Origin of the sequence: Janthinobacterium sp. SUN137 (assembly GCF_030587265.1) — a bacterium.
In the GTDB taxonomy this organism is placed as follows: Bacteria; Pseudomonadota; Gammaproteobacteria; order Burkholderiales; family Burkholderiaceae_D; genus Janthinobacterium; species Janthinobacterium kumbetense.
Map to the genome: position 1 here is coordinate 1,286,774 of NZ_JAPWHZ010000001.1, position 20,039 is coordinate 1,306,812.

The window sequence follows — 20,039 nt, forward strand, 5'->3', positions numbered from 1 at the left end:
CTGCGGTTCAACTGGCCGGCTTGAATTCCCACTGCCGCCATGCCGCCCGCACGGCATTCGGGTACTCGGCCCGCCCCCGGCTGCCGTTGTAGCGCCCCAGCGCCAGGTATAAATCACCCTTTTCCATATCCAGGTACATGCGCAGGATCGCGCAGCCATAGCGCAGATTCGTCTGCATGTGGAACAGCTTGCTGCGGTCGCTGTCGCCGATGACACCTGTCCAGAACGGCATCACCTGCATGTAGCCGCGCGCGCCGGCCAGCGAGACGGCATATTTGCGGTAAGCCGACTCCACCTGGATCAGGCCCAGCACCAGGGCCGGTTCCAGGCCCGCGCGGCGCGCTTCATACCAGACCGTTTCCAGGAATTCCGTGCGCAGCTGCGCATCTGGCAGCTTGCGCTGCAGGCGCGACGACATCTGCGCCAGCCATTGCTGGTAGCGCTGCAAGTCGGCGGGAGTGGCAAATTTGGGTTGCGGCGGGCGTTCGTCGCGGATCGCGTGCGACAGCGCCAGGCGGACGGAGTCGGCCAGCGCCTCCTCCTTCTGGTTGCCGGCCTGCGCCGGAGAGACGCAGGCCAGGCAGGCGGCCAGCGCGAGCGCGCCGGCCGTCTTGCTTACGGATAAGCGCTTCACTGCGCCATTTTGCCCTGGATAAAGGCAACGATCTCGTCCGGCGCCACGCCGGTGGCTTCCGCGTCGCGGCGGCCCTGGTATTCCAGCTTGCCTTCTTTCAGGCCGCGCTCGCCGATGACGATGCGGTGCGGCACGCCAATCAGTTCCCAGTCAGCAAACATGGCGCCAGGGCGCAAGCCGCGGTCGTCGACGATGACATCGACGCCAGCGCCTTGCAGGGCCGCGTACAGCTTCTCCGTCTCTTCCTTGACCAGTTCGCTGCGGTCCATGCCCATCGGGCACAGCACGACCTCGAATGGCGCGATCGACGCCGGCCAGATGATGCCCTTGTCGTCGAAGTTCTGCTCGATGGCGGCGCCCAGGATGCGCGTCACGCCGATGCCGTAGCACCCCATCTGCAGCGGCGCAGGCTTGCCGTTTTCATCGAGGAAGGTGGCTTTCATGCTTTCCGAGTACGCCGTCCCCAGCTGGAACACGTGGCCCACTTCGATGCCGCGCTCGATGGCGAGCGTGCCCTGGCCGTCCGGCGAAGCGTCGCCGGCGACGACATTGCGCAAATCGGCCACGATGGCAGGCTCGGCCACGTCGCGGCCCCAGTTCGCGCCCGTGTAGTGGAAGCCGGCGTCATTCGCGCCGCAAACGAAGTCGCTCATATGGGCGACCGTGCGGTCCGCCACCACGGTGACGGGCGCTTGCGTGCCGATCGGGCCCAGGTAGCCAGGAATCGTGCCGTAGACTTCCAGGATTTCCGCTTCCGTCGAGAAACGGTGACCGGCCAGGCCGGCAACCTTGCCCACCTTGATGTCGTTCAATTCATGGTCACCGCGCAGCAGCAGCATAAAATGCTGTTTCGTAACTTTTTCATCCTTGCCAACGGTTTCCACCGTCAGGGCGATGGTTTTCACGGTCTGCGACAGGGCTATGCCCAGCAAGGCAGCCACGGTTTCGCACTTGACGGTATCCGGCGTGGCCGTTTTCGTCAGCGCCTGGCTTGCTGCCGGGCGCTCGCCCGCTGGCGGCAGCGCTTCGGCCGCTTCCATGTTGGCCGCGTAATTGGAGGTCGGGCAGTACACGAGCGCGTCTTCACCCGTGTGGGCGATGACGTGGAATTCATGCGAACCGGAACCGCCGATGGCGCCGTTATCGGCTGCCACGGCGCGGAATTGCAGGCCAAAGCGCGTGAAGATACGCGTGTAGGCGTCAAACATGACCTTGTACGACGCTTGCATGCCGGTCAGGTCGCGGTCAAACGAGTAGGCGTCCTTCATGGTGAATTCGCGGCCGCGCATCAGGCCGAAGCGTGGGCGGCGCTCGTCGCGGAACTTCGTCTGGATGTGATAAAAGTTCAACGGCAGCTGGCGGTAGGACTTGATTTCCGTGCGCACGACGTCCGTGATGACTTCTTCCGATGTAGGCTGGATCGCGTATTCGCGGCCGTGGCGGTCTTTCACGCGCATCAGTTCGTCGCCCATCTTGGTCCAGCGGCCCGTCTCTTGCCACAGTTCGGCCGGCTGCACGAGCGGCATCAGCAGTTCGATACCGGCGGCTTTGTTCATCTCGTCACGGATGATGGCTTCCACCTTGCGGATCACGCGCAAGCCCATCGGCATGTAGGTATAGATGCCGGAACCGAGGCGTTTGATCATGCCTGCACGCATCATCAATTGGTGGCTGACGATTTCCGCGTCAGAAGGTGCATCTTTAAGTGTGGAAATAAAAAAACGGGAGGCGCGCATAACGGTGAATTCTTTTTAAAAAGAGAGGGTTATAATCAACCTAATTTTAAAGGATTAGCTGGCTGATGCGTCCATACTTTACACAAATGCGCTCAATTGGTGCGATTCCGGCGCTTTTCGCACCCCGAAAAGGTCACCGGCTTGCGAAGTTGTGGGTAATTATGTAAAAAAGGATGCACTGTCGCAGAAAGTTTGAGGTGCATTATGCTCGACCGTGAAGGGTTTCGGCCCAACGTCGGCATCATCCTGCTAAACGCCCAGAACGAGGTGTGGTGGGGCAAGCGGGTGCGCGAGCACTCATGGCAGTTTCCGCAAGGCGGTATCAAATATGGCGAAACACCGGAACAAGCCATGTTTCGCGAACTTGAAGAGGAAATCGGACTCAGACAGGAACACGTCAAAATTGTCGGCCGCACCCGCGACTGGCTGCGCTATGAAGTGCCAGACCACTTCATCAAGCGCGAGATTCGCGGCCATTACCGTGGCCAGAAGCAGATTTGGTTTCTGCTGAGAATGTGCGCGCGCGATAACGACGTCAATCTGCGCCTGACCGACCATCCGGAGTTCGACGCCTGGCGCTGGCATGAATACTGGGTCCCGCTCGATGTCGTCATTGAATTTAAACGCGATGTCTACCAGCGCGCCTTGCAGGAGCTGTCCCGCTTCCTGACCTGGCCCGTGCATGGCAACGCACAGCAAGCGCACCGCCACACGTCGCGCTACCTGCGCCAGCCCCATGCGCCACGGGCACAGGATGGGGCTTCACTGGCCAAGCCTTGCGACGGCATTGCCGCCGAAGGGTGTACGCCGGAGCTGATCTTGCCGGGCAAGGGGTAGTCCACCGCAATGAACGCACTCTCCCACGCAAAAGGGGCAGCCTGAACAGGCTGCCCCTTTTTTCATTCCGGCAGGAAACTCCCCTGCCGGCAAGGCTGACTTAGTTTGCTGCCGGCGCTGGCGCAGCGGCTGGCACGTCGAGCGTGATCGCCTTCAAGCCCAGGATATTGCTGCTGTAGTGGCGGATCTTGTTGGCCAGGGCTGGGTCATTGTTCAGCTTTTGACCGTACGACGGCACCATTTCCACCATCTTGGCTTGCCATTCCGGCGTTGCCAGGCGGCTCTTGAATGCCGTTTGCAGCACCTTGATCATGATCGGCGGCGCGGTCGAGGCGCCTGGCGATGCACCCAGCAGGGCGACGATGCTGCCATCGGCGGCGCCGACGACTTCCGTGCCGAACTGCAGCAAGCCACCTTTTACGGGGTCATCCTTGACGATTTGCACGCGCTGGCCCGCGTTTTGCAAGGTCCAGTCTTCCATCTTGGCGTTCGGCAGGTACTCGCGCAAAGTCTTCAGGCGGTCTTCAGGCGTGTTCATGACCTGTTCGACCAGGTATTTCGTCAGCGGAATATTGTCGTAACCGGCTTGCAGCATGGGTTTCACATTGCCAGTGCCGATCGAGGCAGGCAAGTCGATCCACGAACCGTTTTTCAGGAACTTGGTCGAGAAGGTGGCAAACGGGCCAAACAGCAGGGCTTTCTTGCCGTCGATGATGCGCGTGTCCAGGTGCGGCACGGACATCGGCGGCGAACCGACGGACGCCTTGCCGTAGACCTTGGCCGCATGCGCCGCCACCAGTTCCGGATTGGTGGTGACCAGCCATTGGCCGCCCACCGGCACGCCGCCGTAGCCCTTGGCTTCCGGAATGCCCGATTTTTCCAGCAGCGGCAGCGAACCGCCGCCGGCGCCGATGAAGACGAACTTGGCGCGCATGGTCTTTTCCTTGCCGGCGTTCAAGTCTTTCACCGTCACGTTCCATACGCCGTCGGCGCCGCGCTGGATGTTTTCCACCTGGTGGCGCAGGTGCAGGACCATGCCATGGCTGTCCGTCAGGTACTTGACCAGGCCGCGCGTGAGGTTGCCGAAATTGACGTCGGTACCGATTTCCATGCGCGTCGCGGCCACTTTCTGGCCCTTGTCGCGGCCTTGCATCACCAGCGGCGCCCATTGCTCGATCTGCGCCTGGTCTTCCGAGAACAGCATGCCCTTGAACAGGTTTTCCTTTTGCAGCGCGGCGTAGCGCTTCTTCAAAAAGGCAATATTGTCGTCACCCCACACAAACGCCATGTGCGGCACGTTATTGATGAAGGTTTGCGGCGCGCCCAGGTGCCTGTTGGCAACCTGATAAGCCCAGAATTGCTTGGAAATTTCGAATTGCTCGTTGATGGCAACGGCTTTCTTGGTCTCGATGCTGCCATCGGCCGCTTCCGGCGTGTAGTTCAGTTCGGCAAACGCCGAGTGGCCCGTGCCTGCGTTGTTCATCGCATCCGAGCTTTCGGCGGCCACGGAATCGAGGCGCTCAACCATTTCCATCGTCAGCGAGGGATCGAGTTCCTTGAGCATGCTGCCCAGGGTGGCGCTCATGGTGCCGGCGCCGATCAGCAGCACGTCGACCGGTTTTTCGGACGAGGCCGGAGGGGTCTTGTCACATGCCGCCAGGATCAGGCACGACATCAAAAGTAATAGCGATTTACGCATACGTAACTCCGTTTATGAATACTGAAGGATGATTCTTGCGCGCCACCGTGGCGGCACCATCGCCGTATTGAATGAAAAACAGCCGGCCAGCCGGAACGCCAGGGCGGCCGGACAGGTCAATGTCGATGGTGATAGGCATGCTGCCGCGCTCAGGGATATCCCAAGAGCATGATCTGGTGGCAAAGGTGCGGGCAATGGACAGCGCGGACCTCGTTGTCGGCTGAAAAACCGGCAATGAAATCGCCGTCATGTCCAGTGCAAATATCAAGAACGGCGATTTTATCACCGTTATTTGGCGCCGCCGGGCCGTGGCGGTAGTGGATAATACTTACTGCAGGGTATTAAATGACGGTGACTATCGGGTCATGCAAGCGGCCGCCAGACGGCAAAAAGGGCATCCTCGATGCCCTTTATTTATGTACGCGGTACAATGCCGGCTGCCCTTTAGCCATAGTCCTTCAGCCATGTTCAACCCCTCTTCCGACGATGTGCGCCGTTTCTTTTGCGAAACATTGCGCAAGCACCGCGCCCATGAAATCCTCACGCCGATGGAAGCCATTGCGCTCGACTGGATCCTCGAACACCCCGAGTATGAAAACGAGCTCTCCGACGTCGAAGCGGCGCTGGCGCGCGACTATTCCGTCGAAGGGGGACAAGCCAATCCTTTCCTGCACCTGTCCATGCATCTATCGATCACGGAACAGGTGCAGGTGGACCAGCCGCGCGGCATCCGCCCGGCCGTCCAGCAGCTCACCCAGCGCCTCGATTCGGCCCATGCCGCCCAGCACGAAGTGATGGAATGCCTGGGCCAGATGATCTGGGCGTCGCAGCGCTCGGGCTTGCCGCCGGACACGGACGCCTATATCGACTGCGTCCGCCGCCGGTAGGAACACCTGTCAAAACCTGCTGCGCGTCGCGCTTTGCGGCCTGCGATGCTCACCGTACTAGAGTACGGTTGCGCTTCTTAGCCACAAATCGCTGCCGCTCGCTACGGTTTTGCCAGGTGTTGTACCAGTACTACCTCACATCGGTTTTACTGCCTCCTTCATGCGCTGAGGCAAGACCTGTGCCGGCCCTTTGTCCCGCAATCCCAGCACCACCTGCAACGCCATGGCGATGGCGCCGACGATGAAGACCACGTCGCCAAAGGTGCGTATCCAGCGCAGGTTCTGCAACAGCGGCTGCTGCATGAACGCTTCGCTGCGCGCATACCACAGGCCTTCCGTCACGCTGGCGTGGAACTGGATGATGCCAATCGGCAGCAGGCTGGTAAAGATCATCAGCACCAGGCCCGCGTTCAAGCCCCAGAACGCCGTCTTCATCAACGCAGGGCTGAAACGGTAGTCGGGCCGCAGATAGCGCAGCACCAGCAAGGTAAAGCCCAGTGCCAGGAAGCCGTACACGCCGAACAGCGCCGCATGCGCATGCACGGGGGTCGTGTTCAAGCCCTGGATGTAGTACAGCGCGACGGGCGGATTGATCATGAAGCCCAGCACGCCCGCACCCAGCATGTTCCAGAAGGCGACGGCGACAAAGCACATCATGGGCCAACGCAGGTTTTCCATCCATGGCGCGCGTTCCTTCAGGCGCCAGTTTTCCCACGCTTCATGTCCCAGCACGATCAGCGGCACCACTTCCAGCGCGCTGAAACTCGCGCCGATGGCCATCACGGGTGTGGTGGTGCCGGCAAAGTACAGGTGGTGGAAAGTGCCGGGAATCCCGCCCAGCATGAACAGCGAGGCCGACGCCAGGCTGGCCGTCGTGGCCATGCGCACCGACACCAGGCCTAGGGTCGAGAAGATGAAGGCCAGCGCCGTGGTGGCGAACACTTCAAAGAAGCCTTCCACCCACAGGTGCACCACCCACCAGCGCCAGTATTCCATCACCGATAAATGCGTGCGTTCGCCGTAGAACAGGCCGGCGCCATAGAACAGGCCGATGGCGCCCACGGATGCGGTCAAGAGCGCCAGCAAGTTCTTGTCGCCGCCCTTCTGGCACAGGGCCGGTATGACGCCGCGCAACATCAGCACCAGCCACAGCAGGATTCCGACGAATTTGCCGATCTGCCACAAGCGCCCCAGGTCCACATATTCATACCCCTGGTGGCCGAGCCAGAAATTCCACTCGGGCGGCATCACTTGCGCGATGGCCAGGTAATTGCCGATAAACGAACCGACGACCACCAGCACCAGGGCCCAGAACAGCACGTCGACGCCCAGGCGCTGCCACCTGGGGTCCTTGCCGCCATTAATCAGGGGCGCGAGGAACAGGCCGGCGGCCAGGAAGCCCGTGGCGATCCAGAACAGCGCGGCCTGGATATGCCAGGTGCGCGTGAGCGCATACGGGAACCAGCGCGACACGTCGATGCCGTAGAACTGCTGCCCTTCCACCGTGTAATGCGCCGTAAAGCCGCCGATGAAGACCTGGAAGATGAACAGGGCCACCACCAGGAACAGGTATTTTCCCAGTCCCCGCTGCGAAGGCGTCAGCGCGAACGTGGTGAGCGGATCACGCGGACCGGCCGCCGGCAGCGCTTCGTCGTGGTCGCGCAGGAAGGCCCAGCCCCAGACGAGGAAGCCCACGCCGGCCAGCAGCACCACCACGCTGGCGACCGACCAGACGAGGTTTTCGCCGCTGGGCTGGTTGCCGATCAGCGGTTCATGCGGCCAGTTGTTCGTATAGGTCACTTTCTGGCCAGGACGCTCGGTGGCGGCGGCCCATGCCGTCCAGAAGAAGAACTGCGTCATCTGTGCGCGCCGCTCGGCGCTGGGCAAGGTGTTTTCCTTCATGGCGAAATGCTCGCGGCTGGCGTGCAGCGCAGGCGCGTCGGAGAACAGCTGGTCGTAATAGTGCGCCGTGCTGGTGATGGCTTGCACGCGGCGCGGCGACAGGCGCAGCACCTGCGCCTCATCGACCCGGTTGCCGCGGTATTCCAGCCTGAGCGCTTCGCGCAGCGCCGCCTGCGCAGGGCCATCGAGCGCCCCGTACGCCTTGCCATGCTGCTCTTGCGCGGCCAGTTCCAGCCAGGCCGTCAATTCGCGGTGCAGCCAGTCGGCCGTCCAGTCGGGCGCCTGGTAGGCGCCGTGGCCCCAGATCGAACCGAGCTGCATGCCGCCGACGGATTGCCAGGCCGTCTGGCCGTCGAGGATGCCCTCGCGGTCGAACAGTTGCCGGCCATCCTGCGCCAGCACTTGCGCGGGGATAGGCGGCGCCTGCCGGTAGACTTCCGTGCCGTAGTAGCCGAGCAGCGAAAACGTCACGATCAGCACACCGATCAGGGTGAACCAGAGTTTTTTGTACGGACCCATGGGTCATTCCTTTGTCAGTGCACCGCGGCCGGCGCAAAGCGCTCGAACAGGATATTGTTTTCAGTATGGATGTGCGCCATCAGGTCTGCACGGAAGGTGCGCAAGCCCGTGTACAGCGCGCGCCAGGTGGTACAGGCGCCGCCAGGGGCGGTGATATCGTTCGTCATTGCCTCCATGGCGCGCAAGGCCACGCCATGGTCGTCATGTTCCATGCGCATGACGTTGATGGGCGCGCCGGCACGCGGGCCCTGGCCGCGCACGATCATCGGGAACAGCACGTCTTCTTCCTTGCGCATATGGCTTTCCAGCTCCTGCGCCATGGCCGACAGGTGTTCCGCCAGCCCGTGCGGACAGTCGGCGCGGTCGCCATGCACCTGCTCGACCTTGCGTGCCAGGCGTATCAGCTCGGGCAGCTGCTCGCGGTGCACGGCGTGGTAGCGCGCCAGCAGGTGCTCCACCAGCTCGGTGGCCGAGGCTTCCTGCCAGTCACGCTCGCCGCTGGTATCTGCGCGCCCTGCCAGCAGCCGCAATTCCTCGACGATGGGTGCCGCATCCACGCCGGCCGCTTCGGCTGCTGCGCGCAGGGTCTTGTTGCCGCCGCAGCAAAAATCCAGGCGGTGCGCATCGAACAGGCGCGTGGCGCCAGGGATGCGGCGGGCCAGCTGGCCCAGGGATAGCTCGATCATTTCCATAACAGTTCCTTGAGGATGAATAGGTAGATTTATTGCACCGCGCCTGCGTGGTAGACGCCGGGTACGGGTTCGCCCGTCACTTCCAGCACGCCCACGGCGCCCTTGCCGGCGCGCGACAGCGCATGGTCGACCAGCAGGTAGCTGCCGGGGTGCTGTACCTTGAGTTCGACGATGGTCGCGCCGCCCGGTGCCACCAGGGTGGTTTGCACGTCGTGTTTCGGGCTGCTGATCGAGCCTTCGCTGTACACCTTGTCGAAGATCTCGCCGATGATGTGGAACGATGAAATCTTGTTCGGGCCGCCGACGCCGAAATAGATGCGCACCGTCTCACCGACTTTCGCCTGCAATTTGTGCGTCTTGCTCAAGGCGCCCACTTCGCCATTGAAGACGTAGTAGTCGGGTAGCTCATTGGCCATTTTTTCCAGGTTCGGTTCCTGGTGCACGGGCGCGCCATGCGGACGGCCCGTGTACATCTCGCCCTGCATCACGTAATACTCGCGGTCCACCTTCGACAGGCCGCCTTCCGGTTCGACCAGGATCATGCCGTACATGCCGGCGGCGATATGCTGCGGCACCAGGGGTGTGGCGCAGTGGTAGACGAACAGGCCCGGATTGAGCGCCTTGAAGGTCACCGTTTTTTCCTGCCCCGGCGCCACCTGCGTGTGCTGTCCGCCGCCATGGCCGCCCGTCACGGCATGCAGATCGATCGAATGGATCATCTTGCTGTCCCTGGCGTTGAACAGGGTCAGTTCGACCGTATCGCCCACCTTCGCGCGCAGCATCGGACCGGGTACTTGCCGGTTGAAAGTCCAATACGTAAAACTGGTGCCGTCATCGAGCTTGCCCGGCAGTTCCACCGTTTCCATGCGGTATTTCAGGGTTTGCGGCGCGCGCGCGCCGATGGCGGCCGGCACGGAGGCAGGATTGGCCGCCACGCTGACAGCCGATGGATCGGGACCGCGCATCGGCGATGGCGCGGGCGTGTACAGGGCCAGCGCGGCGGCCTGGCTCGATTCGCTGGCAGCGCTGCCGGCGCCGGCAGCCTTCGGTGCTCCCGCTTCGGCCAGAGAAGTGCCGCTCACGACCAGCTTGCCTTCCATGCCGATCTGGCGGTGGCCGGGAATCGAGCAGTAATAGGTGAACGTACCGGCGCGCGTGACCTTGAAGCGCACGGTGGTGCTGCCGCTATTGGCGCTGAATTTGCTTGAAGCCACGTTCAGCTCGGGGATCAGCAGGTCGTGTTCGGCGCCTTCGCCGCTTTTCAGCACGAGTTCGACCGTTTCCCCCACCTTGGCCGCCAGCACGGGGTTGACCTGGCCCTTGGCGTCGATGAATACCATCTTGCCGTCGACGATATTGGTTTGCAGTTCATAGCGCTTGACCGCGGCGGCGGCAGGTTTGGCGGCAGTGGCGGCAGCGCTGGCAGGCAGGCCCGCCTGGGCCTGCACGGACAGGGGCATGGCCAGGACACAGACGGCGGCGGCAATGGCGCGGAGGGAGGGAGTCGTTTTCATCAAGCTTTCCTTGGTCTTGTATGCCGGTTTGGCACTCATACCTAGGCAAACCGTGTGCCAGGAAAAACTTGTTTTAAATCAACGATTTGAAAAACACAGGGTCGTAATGACCCTTGTTTGCCGTGGTTCGTTGTACCCTGCATGGTACTTATGACCGTCACCGCCATCCACCTGCTGCTGCTCACCGACCTGGTCGCCGACCTGCCCGTGGCAGTGCGACTGCAGCGCCTGGTCGGCAGCCTGCGCGCGCACTTCGGCTGCGAAGCCGTGGCCTTGCTCAAGCTCGATGGCGAGCACTTGCGCCCCGTGGCGATGGCCGGCCTGGCCAGCGACGCGCTGGGGCGTCGCTTCGCCGTCGCCGACCATCCGCGTCTGGCCGCCATCCTGCAACGGCGCGGCGTGCTGTGCTTCCATCACGACAGCTCCCTGCCCGATCCCTACGATGGCTTGATCGCCGAGCGGGCCGGCGAGCCGCTGCCCGTGCACGACTGCATGGGCATGGCACTGGACCTGGAAGGCGAACGCTGGGGTGTGATCACGCTCGACGCCCTGCAGGTAGGCACCTTCAATGGACAGGCGCAGCGCGACCTCGGTGAACTGGCTTGCGCCATCGAGGCGGCCGTGCGCGTGACCCGCCTGGAAACGGAAATCCGCGCCCTGCGCCTGTCGGGCGGCGCCATACTGGCCGATGCGCAAGCGCCGCGCGAGGAACACGATTTCGTCGGCCAAAGCAGCGCCATCACGCACTTGCTGCACGAATTGCAAGTGGTCGCCGATTCCGAACTGCCCGTGCTGCTGCTGGGAGAGACGGGCGTCGGCAAGGAACTGTGCGCGCACCGCCTGCACCGGCTGTCGCGCCGCGCAGGCAAGCCCTTGATCCATGTCAATTGCGCGGCCTTGCCCGAGTCCCTGGCCGAGAGCGAATTGTTCGGCCATGTACGCGGCGCGTTTTCCGGCGCCGTCAGCGACCGGCCCGGGCGTTTCGAGGCAGCCGAAGGGGGCACCCTGTTTCTCGATGAAGTGGGGGAATTGCCGCTGTCGATACAGGCCAAGCTGCTGCGCACCTTGCAAAATGGCGAAATCCAGCGCCTGGGCGCGGACCGGCCGCGCCGGGTCAACGTGCGCGTGATCGCCGCCACCAACCGCAGCCTGCGCGAGCATGTGCGCGACGGCACCTTCCGCGCCGACCTGTATCACCGCCTGTCCGTGTATCCCGTGCCGATTCCGCCGCTGCGCGAGCGGGGCAATGACGTGCTGCTGCTGGCCGGTGGTTTTCTTGAGCTCAACCGCGCGCGCCTGGGCTTGCGCAGCCTGCGCCTGTCCGCCGCGGCAGAAAACGCCCTGTGCCACTACCGCTGGCCGGGCAATGTGCGCGAACTGGAACATGTGATCAGCCGGGCCGCGCTGAAAGCCGTGATCCGCGGCGCGGACCGCAAGGACATCGTGACCCTGGAAACGGATATGCTCGACCTCGATGCGCTGGAGGCGCCAGCCGGTGCGAACGCGTCGCTGCCTGCGCCGGCCGCGTGCGGAGCGCCAGCAGCGCCGCTGCTGTCCATGCATCAGATCGTGGAAGCGAGCCAGCGCCAGGCCATCCGGCAAGCGCTGGTGCTACATCAGGATAACTGGGCCGCTGCCGCGCGCCAACTGGGGCTGGACGCCAGCAATCTGCACAAGCTGGCGCGCCGGGTGGGGCTGAAGAACACCTAACCAAACCTACTGCGCGTCGGTATAGGCAACCTGCGATGCTCACTGTGCTTCAGCACAGTTCCGCGTCTCGGCCGCCTCTCCCTTCCGCTCGCTACGGTTTTGTCAGATGTCAGAACAACTAATAACCCCTGCGATACCGCTCAGCGGTGAATGACCAGGGTGGTCGGCAGGCTGTGCAGGTAGGCGGCCAGGTCCTTGATGTCCTGGTTGCTCAGCGGTTTCACCTGGCCCGTCATGATGGCGTTGTTTCGGCCATTGGCCTTGTCGCCCCGCTTATACGCCGTCAAGGCGTGTTCCAGGTAATCCTTGTGCTGACCCGCCAATTTCGGATAGGACGGGTCGATGGGCGAACCGTAATCCTTGCCATGGCAGGTGGCGCAGCTGTATTTTTCGGCCAGGGCCTTGCCCGTGTTGATATTGCCGGCGGCGCTGGCGGACAACGAGACGGTGGCGCAAACGAGGGCGGCGAGTAGTGTTTTCATCATCTGGCTGGTCCTCAGTTCGGCTTGGCTTGTTGCGCATAATACGCGGCGACATCGGCGATATCCTGGTCCGACAGGCTGCTGGCGATGCCCTTCATGCTCGGGTGCTTGCGATCGCCCTTCTTGTAGGCTTGCAGCGCATTCTCGATATATTTTGCCGGCTGGCCGCCGATCATCGGCACCTGGAACACTTCGGGGAAGGTTGCCTTGTAACCGGGGATGCCATGGCAGCCGATACACATTTCCACCTTGGCAGTCGCTGCCTTGGCGTTTCCTACAATGTCAGCCGCTGTGACGGCATTTGCTATGCCGGCAAGCACGAGAAGTGCAAATATTTTTTTCATAGTGGCAATGTGAACAAAGGTAATCGGAGAAACGCCAGAGCTGGTTTTTATTGATTTTATGTGTTGACAATTAAGGTTGACAATTAATCTGCTGCTTGCCGATTCTAGCCAAGATATTCTTGCAAGTCCACCTATAAAACCCGCATTGTAGGCAGGCAGGCACAGGCCGTCCGCGTGGCGGTGCGCCACAGTTCTGTTTATACTCACCATTTCCCTACTTTGGCAGACCGCTCATGCAAGCACAGCACACCCAGCAAGGCCAACGCTTCGAAGGTTCCGACAGCTATGTCGCCACCGCCGACCTGAAACTGGCCGTGAATGCGGCGCTGACCCTGCAACGCCCGCTGCTGATCAAGGGCGAACCGGGCACGGGCAAGACCATGCTGGCCGAGGAAGTGGCCGCCGCGCTGAACATGCCGCTGATGCAATGGCATATCAAATCGACCACCAAGGCGCAGCAGGGCCTGTATGAATACGACGCCGTCTCGCGCCTGCGCGACTCGCAGCTGGGCGACGAGCGCGTGCGCGACATCCAGAACTACATCGTCAAGGGCGTGCTGTGGCAGGCGTTCACGGCGCCCGAACCGGTGGTGCTCTTGATCGATGAAATCGACAAAGCCGACATCGAATTCCCGAACGACTTGCTGCGCGAACTGGACCGCATGGAATTCTATGTCTACGAAACGCGCGAAATGGTCACGGCGCGCCATCGCCCGCTCGTCATCATCACCTCGAACAACGAAAAGGAATTGCCGGACGCCTTCCTGCGCCGCTGCTTCTTCCATTACATCAAATTCCCGGACAAGGACACGATGGAGCAGATCGTCGCCGTCCACTACCCGCACCTGAAACAGGAATTGCTGGCGCAGGCGCTGCAAACCTTCTATGAAGTGCGCGACGTACCGGGCCTGAAGAAAAAGCCGTCGACGTCGGAATTCCTCGACTGGCTCAAGCTCCTGCTGGCCGAGGACATCCCCTTTGACGCGCTGCGCAGCAAGGACAACAAGGCCGTCGTGCCGCCGCTGCACGGCGCGCTGCTGAAAAACGAGCAGGACGTGCACCTGTTCGAGCGCCTGATGTTCATGTCGCGCACCAACCGCTAAGGAGCGCCGGTGAACGACATCAGCCCGGACAAGGTCTTCGTCCCCCTGGAACTGCACGGCATCCGCCTCGAAGCGCTGGCGCCGCACCACGCGCCCGGCTTGCGCGCGGCGGCCATGGATGGCGAACTGTGGAACCTGCGCGTCACCTCCGTGCCCGAGCCGGACCAGGTGGACCAGTACATTTTCAAGGGTATCGAGATGCGCCCTTCGCGCTTCGCCTTTGCCGTCATCGACGTGGCCAGCGGCGAGGTGCTCGGTACCACCAGCTACCACGACGTGGTGCCAGCCATCGGACGCCTGGAAATCGGCTACACCTGGTATGCGAAGCGCTGCCAGCGCAGCCACGTCAACACCACCTGCAAATTGCTGCTGCTGGCGCACGCCTTCGACACGCTCGGCTGTGCGCTGGTGGGCCTGCGCACCGACAATTTCAACCATGCCTCGCAGGCGGCCATCGAACGCCTGGGCGCGAAAAAGGATGGCGTGCTGCGCCACCATGCGCTGCGCCGCGACGGCACCGTGCGCGACACGGTCATGTACAGCATCACGCGTGGCGAGTGGCCGGAAATCGCCGCCCATCTGCGCTACAAGCTGGCGCAGCGCCCCATCGCCGCACTGCCCCGCGCAGGCGACGCCGGGACAGAGGAAGCGCCATGCTGATCGATTTCTTCTTCACCCTCAAGGATGCGAAGATTCCCGTCTCGATCAAGGAATTCCTGACCCTTCTTGAGGCGCTGCAAAAGAACGTCATCGACGCCTCGATGGACGATTTTTACTATCTGGCGCGCCTGACCCTGGTCAAGGATGAAGCCCATTTCGACAAGTTCGACCGCGCGTTTGCCCAGTACTTCAAGGGCGTCAACGCTGCCTTCGACACGAATGCGGCCATTCCCCTCGACTGGCTGCTCAAGCGCATGCAGCGCGAGCTGTCCGAGGAGCAGAAGGCGCAGCTGGAAAAATTCGGCTACGACAAGCTGATGGACCGCCTGAACGAGCTGCTGAAGGAGCAGAAGGAGCGCCACGAGGGCGGCAGCAAGTGGATCGGCACGGGCGGCACGTCGCCGTTCGGCAATGGCGGCACGAACCCGGAAGGCATCCGCATCGGCGGCAAGGGCGGCAACCGCACGGCAGTGAAAGTGTGGGAAGCGCGCAGCTACAAGGATTACGACGGCGAGCGCGAACTGGGCACGCGCAACATCAAGGTGGCCTTGCGCCGCCTGCGCAAGTTCGCGCGCCAAGGCGCGGAAGATGAATTGGCGCTCGACGCCACCATCGCCGCCACAGCCAATAACGCCGGCTATCTGGATATCAAAATGCGGCCAGAGCGCAAGAACCGCATCAAGGTGCTGATGTTGCTCGACGTGGGTGGCAGCATGGACGACCATATCGAGCGCACCGAGGAACTGTTTTCGGCGGCGAAGACGGAATTCAAGAACATGGAGTTCTTTTACTTCCATAACTGCGTCTACGACTACCTGTGGAAGAACAACCGGCGCCGTAACGCCGAGCGTTTTCCCACATGGGATGTGCTGCGCAAGTACCCGCCCGACACCAAGCTGATTTTCGTCGGCGACGCCACCATGAGCCCCTATGAAATCCTGCAGCCGGGCGGCAGCGTCGAATACAACAACGAGGAAGCGGGATCGACGTGGCTGGCGCGCTTTACCCAGGCGTTCCCGAAATTCATCTGGCTCAACCCCGAATCGGAGGGATTGTGGCAGTACCGCCAGTCGATCGGCGTGATGCGGCAGTTGATGAACAACCGCATGTTCCCCCTGTCGATCGACGGGCTGGAACGGGGCATGCGTCTGCTCAGTAAATAAAAGCACGCAACAAAAAGTCCATGGCGGCAGGGGGCCGCCATGCCGTACACTGCGACACGGCACTACCGTGCGGAGCCTCTCCGCTGCGGGCGGGTACCATACGCTGATACCAGCCCTGCCCAACCTGCTGCATCCTGTGCGCGGCCGCCATGGCCGCGACACTGTTCGATTGCGCACATCGTGCGCGCCTTCTGCTCCGGTAGAATCGGCGCATCGCTCTGCGCAAACCATGCACCATCGCTGCACCATGACATTGCCGCGCCAGCCCCCGTGCTGCCGGCCGGTGCCAGCGCCATTTTCAAAGGAATGAGCATGCAAAGTCTGATCTCGATCGCCGCCGACCTGTCCTGGCCGTTCGCCATCACCCTGGCCTGGGTGGTGGGCGAATTCGGCCACCGCTGGACTGGCCTGCCGCGCATCAGTTTTTACGGCGTGATCGGTTTCGTCCTCGCCCAAACCCAGGTGGGCATCCTGCCGCAGACGGACGCCGGCCCCATGCTGGTGCTGGCCGACGTGGCCTTCGGCCTGATCCTGTTCGAAGTCGGCTACCGCATCAACCTGCGCTGGCTGAAGAACAATCCGTGGATCGCCGTCACGGGCCTGGTCGAATCCTTGCTGACCTTTGCCGTCGTCTACTTCATCGGCATCGAATTCGGTTCCACCTCGATGACGGCGCTGCTGCTGGCGTCCCTGGCCATGTCCACCTCGCCGGCCACCATCATGCGCGTCATCAACGAGGAGCGCAGTTCGGGCCAGGTCACGGAACGCATCGTCCACCTCACCGCTCTCAATTGCGTGCTGGCCGTCTTCACGTTCAACATCATCGTCGGCTTCTGGATGTTCCAGAGTTCCACCGACCTGATCGAAGCGAGCAGCAGCAGCGCCGCCGTGCTGGCCGCCTCGGTGGCCGCCGGTACCGTCTTCGGCATCGTCGTGCCGGCCATGCTGCGCCGCCTGGGCAATATGGCGCAGGATGCCACCGTGGCCTTCGCGCTGTCGGTGATGCTGCTCGTCGCCCTCACCTACACCACCAGCCTGTCGCCGCTGCTGGCCACCCTCACCTTCGGCCTGGTGGCGCGCCACCGCCGTGTCGCCTTCAGCCAGGCGCAGCGCAATTTCGGCGCGCTGGGCGAGCTGCTGACGGTGCTGCTGTTCGTGTATGCCGCCTCGACCCTGGAATGGGCCAGCGTGGCTGCCGGCGCGGGCCTGGCCCTGGCCGTCGTCGGCGGGCGATTGCTGACGAAGGTCGTCGGCGTGGCCGCGTTCTCGCATGTGAGCGGCATTTCCTGGCGCAAGGGCGTGCTGACGGGCGTGGCGCTGACGCCCGTCTCCGTCTTCATCATCCTGCTGCTGGAGCACGCGCGCCAGCACGGCGTGAACTTCGGCGACGAATTGAACGCCCTGGCCGCCATCACCCTGGGACTGGAACTGGTCGGCCCCGTGCTGGTGCAGCGCGTGCTGATGCTGGCCAAAGAAACCCACGAAATCAAGGAGCGCTAAATGCCGCTGGAACCCTTTGGCCAATCGGCCGCGCTGACCTTCGGCGTCGAACTCGAACTGCAACTGGTGAACCTGTCGGACTATGACTTGACGGCCGCCAGCCCCGACCTGCTGCATCTGCTGAACAAAAAACCGTTCCCCGGCAACGTCACGCCGGAAATCACCGAGAGCATGATCGAGATCAACTCGAGCGTGCACACGCATCACGGCCCCCTGCTGGAGCAGCTGCAGGAAATCCGCGACACCTTGATCACGGCCGGCGACAAGCTCAATATCGGCATCGCGGGCGGCGGCACGCACCCGTTCCAGCAATGGTCGTCGCAAAAGATCTTTTCCAAGCCCCGCTTCCAGGAGATTTCGGAACTTTACGGCTACCTGGCCAAGCAATTCACCATCTTCGGCCAGCACGTGCACATCGGCTGCGCCTCGGGCGACGACGCCATGTTCCTGCTGCATTCGCTGAACCGCTACATCCCCCACTTCATCGCCCTGTCGGCGTCCTCGCCCTACGTGCAGGGACGCGACACCCTGTTCGATTCGGCCCGCCTCAATTCCGTGTTCGCGTTTCCCATGAGCGGGCGCGCGCCGTTTACGCTGAGCTGGGACCAGTTCTCCAACGAGTATTTCGCCAAGATGGAGAACACGGGCATCATCAAGAGCATGAAGGATTTTTACTGGGATATCCGTCCCAAGCCGGAATTCGGCACCATCGAACTGCGCGTGTGCGACACGCCGCTGACGGTGGAACGGGCCGCCGCGCTGGCCGCCTACCTGCAAGCGCTGTGCCGTTACCTGCTCGAACGCCGCGAAACCCCGCCGGTGGAAGACGATTATCTCGTATATAACTACAACCGCTTCCAGGCTTGCCGCTTCGGCCTCGATGGCGCCATCACGCATCCGAAAACCTACGAAACGATGTCACTGCGCGAAGACATCATGACCACCCTGCGCAAGATGGAACCGCACGCCGAGGCGCTGGGCGGCACGCCAGCCCTGAAACACCTGTCGGACGTGGCCAAGCAATGGAGCGACGCGCAATACCTGCGCAAGCAGCACAGCTTGCAGGGCAGTGCCGAGGGCATGGTCGATTCGGCGATCAGATGTTTTCGCGGTGAACCGATGAACTATTGACGCTGTCCGGTCCAGCCAACGTCGCGTCCATGGGGTCTGACCTGCCGGGTCAGCCCCCAGCATTCAACAACGTCAAACCCAAAAAAACCACACCCCATCTCCCCATCGTTTACATCCGCCACCACCGCTTGTTACAATAAGTGAGAATGATTCTTATTATTGTTTAAAAACACCAGCCCACCCGGGCCGGCCATGCAAGGGGAATGCGATGCCGCTGGCAGAGCCGCTACAACGCCAGGACATCGCGACACTGTATGCCGACCACCACGGCTGGCTGCAAGGCTGGCTGCGCAAGAAGTTGGGCAGCACCGCCTGCGCGGCCGATGTGGCGCACGACACATTCATGCGCCTGCTCGACCGCGAAGACGCCATCGCCGCGCGCGAGCCGCGCGCCTTTCTCGCCATCGTCGCGCAGCGCGTGCTGTTCAACCATTACCGCCGTCAGAAACTCGAACAGGCTTACCTCGACGTACTGGCGCAACTGCCGCCCCGGCATGCGCCATCGCCAGAGGAGCGGGCACTGCTGCTGGCAACCGTGTTTGAACTGGACCGCATGCTCGACGGCTTGCTGCCTCCCGTGAAACGGGCTTTTTTACTGCGCCAGCTCGACGAGCTGCCGCAGGAAGACATCGCGCGCCAGCTCGGCATCTCGCTGGCCACGGTGAAACGCCACCTGCAGCGCGCCGGCAGCGCCACGCAGGCGTGGCAGCAGTTGCAAACGCAGCATGAACACCTGCCGCCCGCCATGCACGCTTCCCTACTGCGCGCCTGCGTGCAAGCGAATGCGCCGCGCCGCCATGCCGTCAAGACCCTGGCCCTGCTGCTGGCCTGCGGCGCCTCGCTGTATGCGTTTGAGCGCCGCAGCCCATGGCGCGGCTGGATGGCCGATTACCGCACGGCAGTCAACCAGCGCCGCATGGCGACCCTCGATGACGGCACCCAACTCACGCTCAACACCGGCAGCGCCGTGAACATCGCTTACGACGGCGAGCGGCGCAGCATCGAACTGCTGGCCGGCGAAATCTTCATCGCCACCGGCATAGATGCAGCGCGGCGCCCCTTCTTCGTCGCCACGCCGCATGGCAGCCTGCAGGCACTGGGCACGCGCTTCACCGTGCGCCTGCACGATGACTATGCCAGCGCCGGCGTGCTCGAAGGGGCCGTCGCCGTGCTGGCCAGCGATGGCGCCCAGCGTCTGGTGCTGCATCCCGGCGAAGGTGCCCATTTCGACAGCAACAGCCATCATCGCCAGGCGCTGGCGCCATATGGCGGCGCCTGGCTCGACGGCATGCTGGTGGCGCGCGACATGCGCCTGGCCGATTTCCTCGCCGAGCTGGCGCGCTACAGCGAGCATCCGCTGGCCTGCGCGCCCGGCATCGCCGACCTGCGCGTCTCCGGTTCCTTCCCGCTGGCCAATGTCGGCGCCATCCTCGACGCCGTCAGCGCCAGCCTGCAATTGCGGCGCAATACCGTTACGCGCTTCTGGGGTCAGCAAGTCGTCAGGATCGAACTGGTGGCCCGCTGAA

General features: G+C 62.7%; 18 protein-coding genes and 1 pseudogene. 10 read left to right on the plus strand and 9 right to left on the minus strand.

The genetic code is table 11. The features are described 5' to 3' along the window. Positions 1-7 precede the first annotated feature (7 nt). Together O3298_RS05865 and O3298_RS05870 are read right to left on the minus strand one after the other, a co-directional pair. A complete protein-coding gene (locus O3298_RS05865; RefSeq protein WP_369811482.1) occupies positions 8-634 on the minus strand; it encodes a lytic transglycosylase domain-containing protein in 627 nt (208 codons plus the stop codon). Next, positions 631-2,370, minus strand: coding sequence for a proline--tRNA ligase (locus O3298_RS05870; protein ID WP_305058742.1), 1,740 nt, complete (start codon positions 2,368-2,370; stop codon positions 631-633). The genes O3298_RS05865 and O3298_RS05870 overlap by 4 nt, the downstream gene beginning before the upstream one ends. A 204-nt stretch (positions 2,371-2,574) precedes the next feature. Here O3298_RS05870 and O3298_RS05875 point away from each other — a divergent pair, with 204 nt between their 5' ends. Beyond that, on the plus strand, positions 2,575-3,207 hold the full coding sequence (locus O3298_RS05875) for an RNA pyrophosphohydrolase (protein WP_305057426.1): 633 nt from the start codon (positions 2,575-2,577) through the stop codon (positions 3,205-3,207). 100 nt (positions 3,208-3,307) lie between these two features. On the opposite strand, the gene mqo is transcribed toward O3298_RS05875, so the two are convergent. Together mqo and O3298_RS05885 are read right to left on the minus strand one after the other, a co-directional pair. Then, on the minus strand, positions 3,308-4,906 hold the full coding sequence (gene mqo, locus O3298_RS05880; protein ID WP_305057425.1) for a malate dehydrogenase (quinone): 1,599 nt from the start codon (positions 4,904-4,906) through the stop codon (positions 3,308-3,310). Beyond that, positions 4,899-5,156: a hypothetical protein gene (locus tag O3298_RS05885; RefSeq protein WP_305054025.1), complete on the minus strand. Its 258-nt coding sequence runs from the start codon at positions 5,154-5,156 to the stop codon at positions 4,899-4,901. Before O3298_RS05885 ends, mqo begins: the two co-directional genes overlap by 8 nt. A 214-nt stretch (positions 5,157-5,370) precedes the next feature. On the opposite strand from O3298_RS05885, the gene O3298_RS05890 reads away from it, so the two are divergent. Then, positions 5,371-5,793 carry a DUF1841 family protein gene (locus tag O3298_RS05890; RefSeq protein WP_034780276.1) on the plus strand — a complete coding sequence of 141 codons (423 nt, stop codon included), beginning with the start codon at positions 5,371-5,373 and terminating at the stop codon, positions 5,791-5,793. Positions 5,794-5,928: 135 nt separating this feature from the next. On the opposite strand, the gene O3298_RS05895 is transcribed toward O3298_RS05890, so the two are convergent. From O3298_RS05895 to nirK, 3 genes are read right to left on the minus strand one after another with little or no spacing between them, the layout of a single operon-like run. Continuing rightward, positions 5,929-8,214 carry a nitric-oxide reductase large subunit gene (locus O3298_RS05895; RefSeq protein ID WP_305058744.1) on the minus strand — a complete coding sequence of 762 codons (2,286 nt, stop codon included), beginning with the start codon at positions 8,212-8,214 and terminating at the stop codon, positions 5,929-5,931. 14 nt (positions 8,215-8,228) lie between these two features. Continuing rightward, the gene (gene ytfE / locus O3298_RS05900; RefSeq protein WP_289917327.1) at positions 8,229-8,906 is read right to left on the minus strand and encodes an iron-sulfur cluster repair protein YtfE; all 678 of its coding nucleotides are present in this window, start codon (positions 8,904-8,906) and stop codon (positions 8,229-8,231) included. A 29-nt stretch (positions 8,907-8,935) separates the two neighbouring features. Next, positions 8,936-10,420, minus strand: a complete 1,485-nt coding sequence (gene nirK / locus O3298_RS05905; protein ID WP_305058745.1) for a copper-containing nitrite reductase — start codon at positions 10,418-10,420, stop codon at positions 8,936-8,938. Positions 10,421-10,570: 150 nt separating this feature from the next. Between nirK and norR the strand changes: the two genes are divergently transcribed. Next, entirely contained in the window at positions 10,571-12,130 is a 1,560-nt protein-coding gene (gene norR, locus O3298_RS05910; RefSeq protein WP_305058746.1) for a nitric oxide reductase transcriptional regulator NorR, read from the plus strand. A gap of 140 nt (positions 12,131-12,270) precedes the next feature. On the opposite strand, the gene O3298_RS05915 is transcribed toward norR, so the two are convergent. Continuing rightward, positions 12,271-12,612: a cytochrome c gene (locus O3298_RS05915; RefSeq protein ID WP_215409088.1), complete on the minus strand. Its 342-nt coding sequence runs from the start codon at positions 12,610-12,612 to the stop codon at positions 12,271-12,273. A gap of 14 nt (positions 12,613-12,626) precedes the next feature. Further along, positions 12,627-12,956 carry a cytochrome c gene (locus O3298_RS05920; protein WP_092796428.1) on the minus strand — a complete coding sequence of 110 codons (330 nt, stop codon included), beginning with the start codon at positions 12,954-12,956 and terminating at the stop codon, positions 12,627-12,629. Between the two features lie 233 nt (positions 12,957-13,189). Here O3298_RS05920 and O3298_RS05925 point away from each other — a divergent pair, with 233 nt between their 5' ends. The 7 genes and pseudogenes from O3298_RS05925 to O3298_RS05955 all read left to right on the plus strand — a co-directional run bounded on the left by O3298_RS05925 (position 13,190) and on the right by O3298_RS05955 (position 20,038). Then, on the plus strand, positions 13,190-14,059 hold the full coding sequence (locus O3298_RS05925) for a MoxR family ATPase (RefSeq protein WP_034780284.1): 870 nt from the start codon (positions 13,190-13,192) through the stop codon (positions 14,057-14,059). 9 nt (positions 14,060-14,068) lie between these two features. Then, positions 14,069-14,719 (plus strand): GNAT family N-acetyltransferase, encoded by a 651-nt coding sequence (locus tag O3298_RS05930; protein ID WP_305058747.1) that lies wholly within the window; start codon positions 14,069-14,071, stop codon positions 14,717-14,719. Continuing rightward, positions 14,713-15,882 (plus strand): VWA domain-containing protein, encoded by a 1,170-nt coding sequence (locus O3298_RS05935; RefSeq protein ID WP_305058748.1) that lies wholly within the window; start codon positions 14,713-14,715, stop codon positions 15,880-15,882. Before O3298_RS05930 ends, O3298_RS05935 begins: the two co-directional genes overlap by 7 nt. 312 nt (positions 15,883-16,194) lie before the next feature. Then, positions 16,195-17,382 (plus strand): cation:proton antiporter, encoded by a 1,188-nt coding sequence (locus O3298_RS05940; protein WP_034780723.1) that lies wholly within the window; start codon positions 16,195-16,197, stop codon positions 17,380-17,382. After that, positions 17,383-18,513 (plus strand): YbdK family carboxylate-amine ligase, encoded by a 1,131-nt coding sequence (locus O3298_RS05945; RefSeq protein ID WP_289913144.1) that lies wholly within the window; start codon positions 17,383-17,385, stop codon positions 18,511-18,513. It begins immediately after the preceding gene. Between the two features lie 208 nt (positions 18,514-18,721). After that, positions 18,722-19,204: pseudogene (locus O3298_RS05950) on the plus strand (sigma-70 family RNA polymerase sigma factor); the annotation flags it as partial. A gap of 189 nt (positions 19,205-19,393) precedes the next feature. Further along, positions 19,394-20,038, plus strand: a complete 645-nt coding sequence (locus O3298_RS05955; protein ID WP_305058975.1) for a FecR domain-containing protein — start codon at positions 19,394-19,396, stop codon at positions 20,036-20,038. Position 20,039 lies beyond the last annotated feature (1 nt).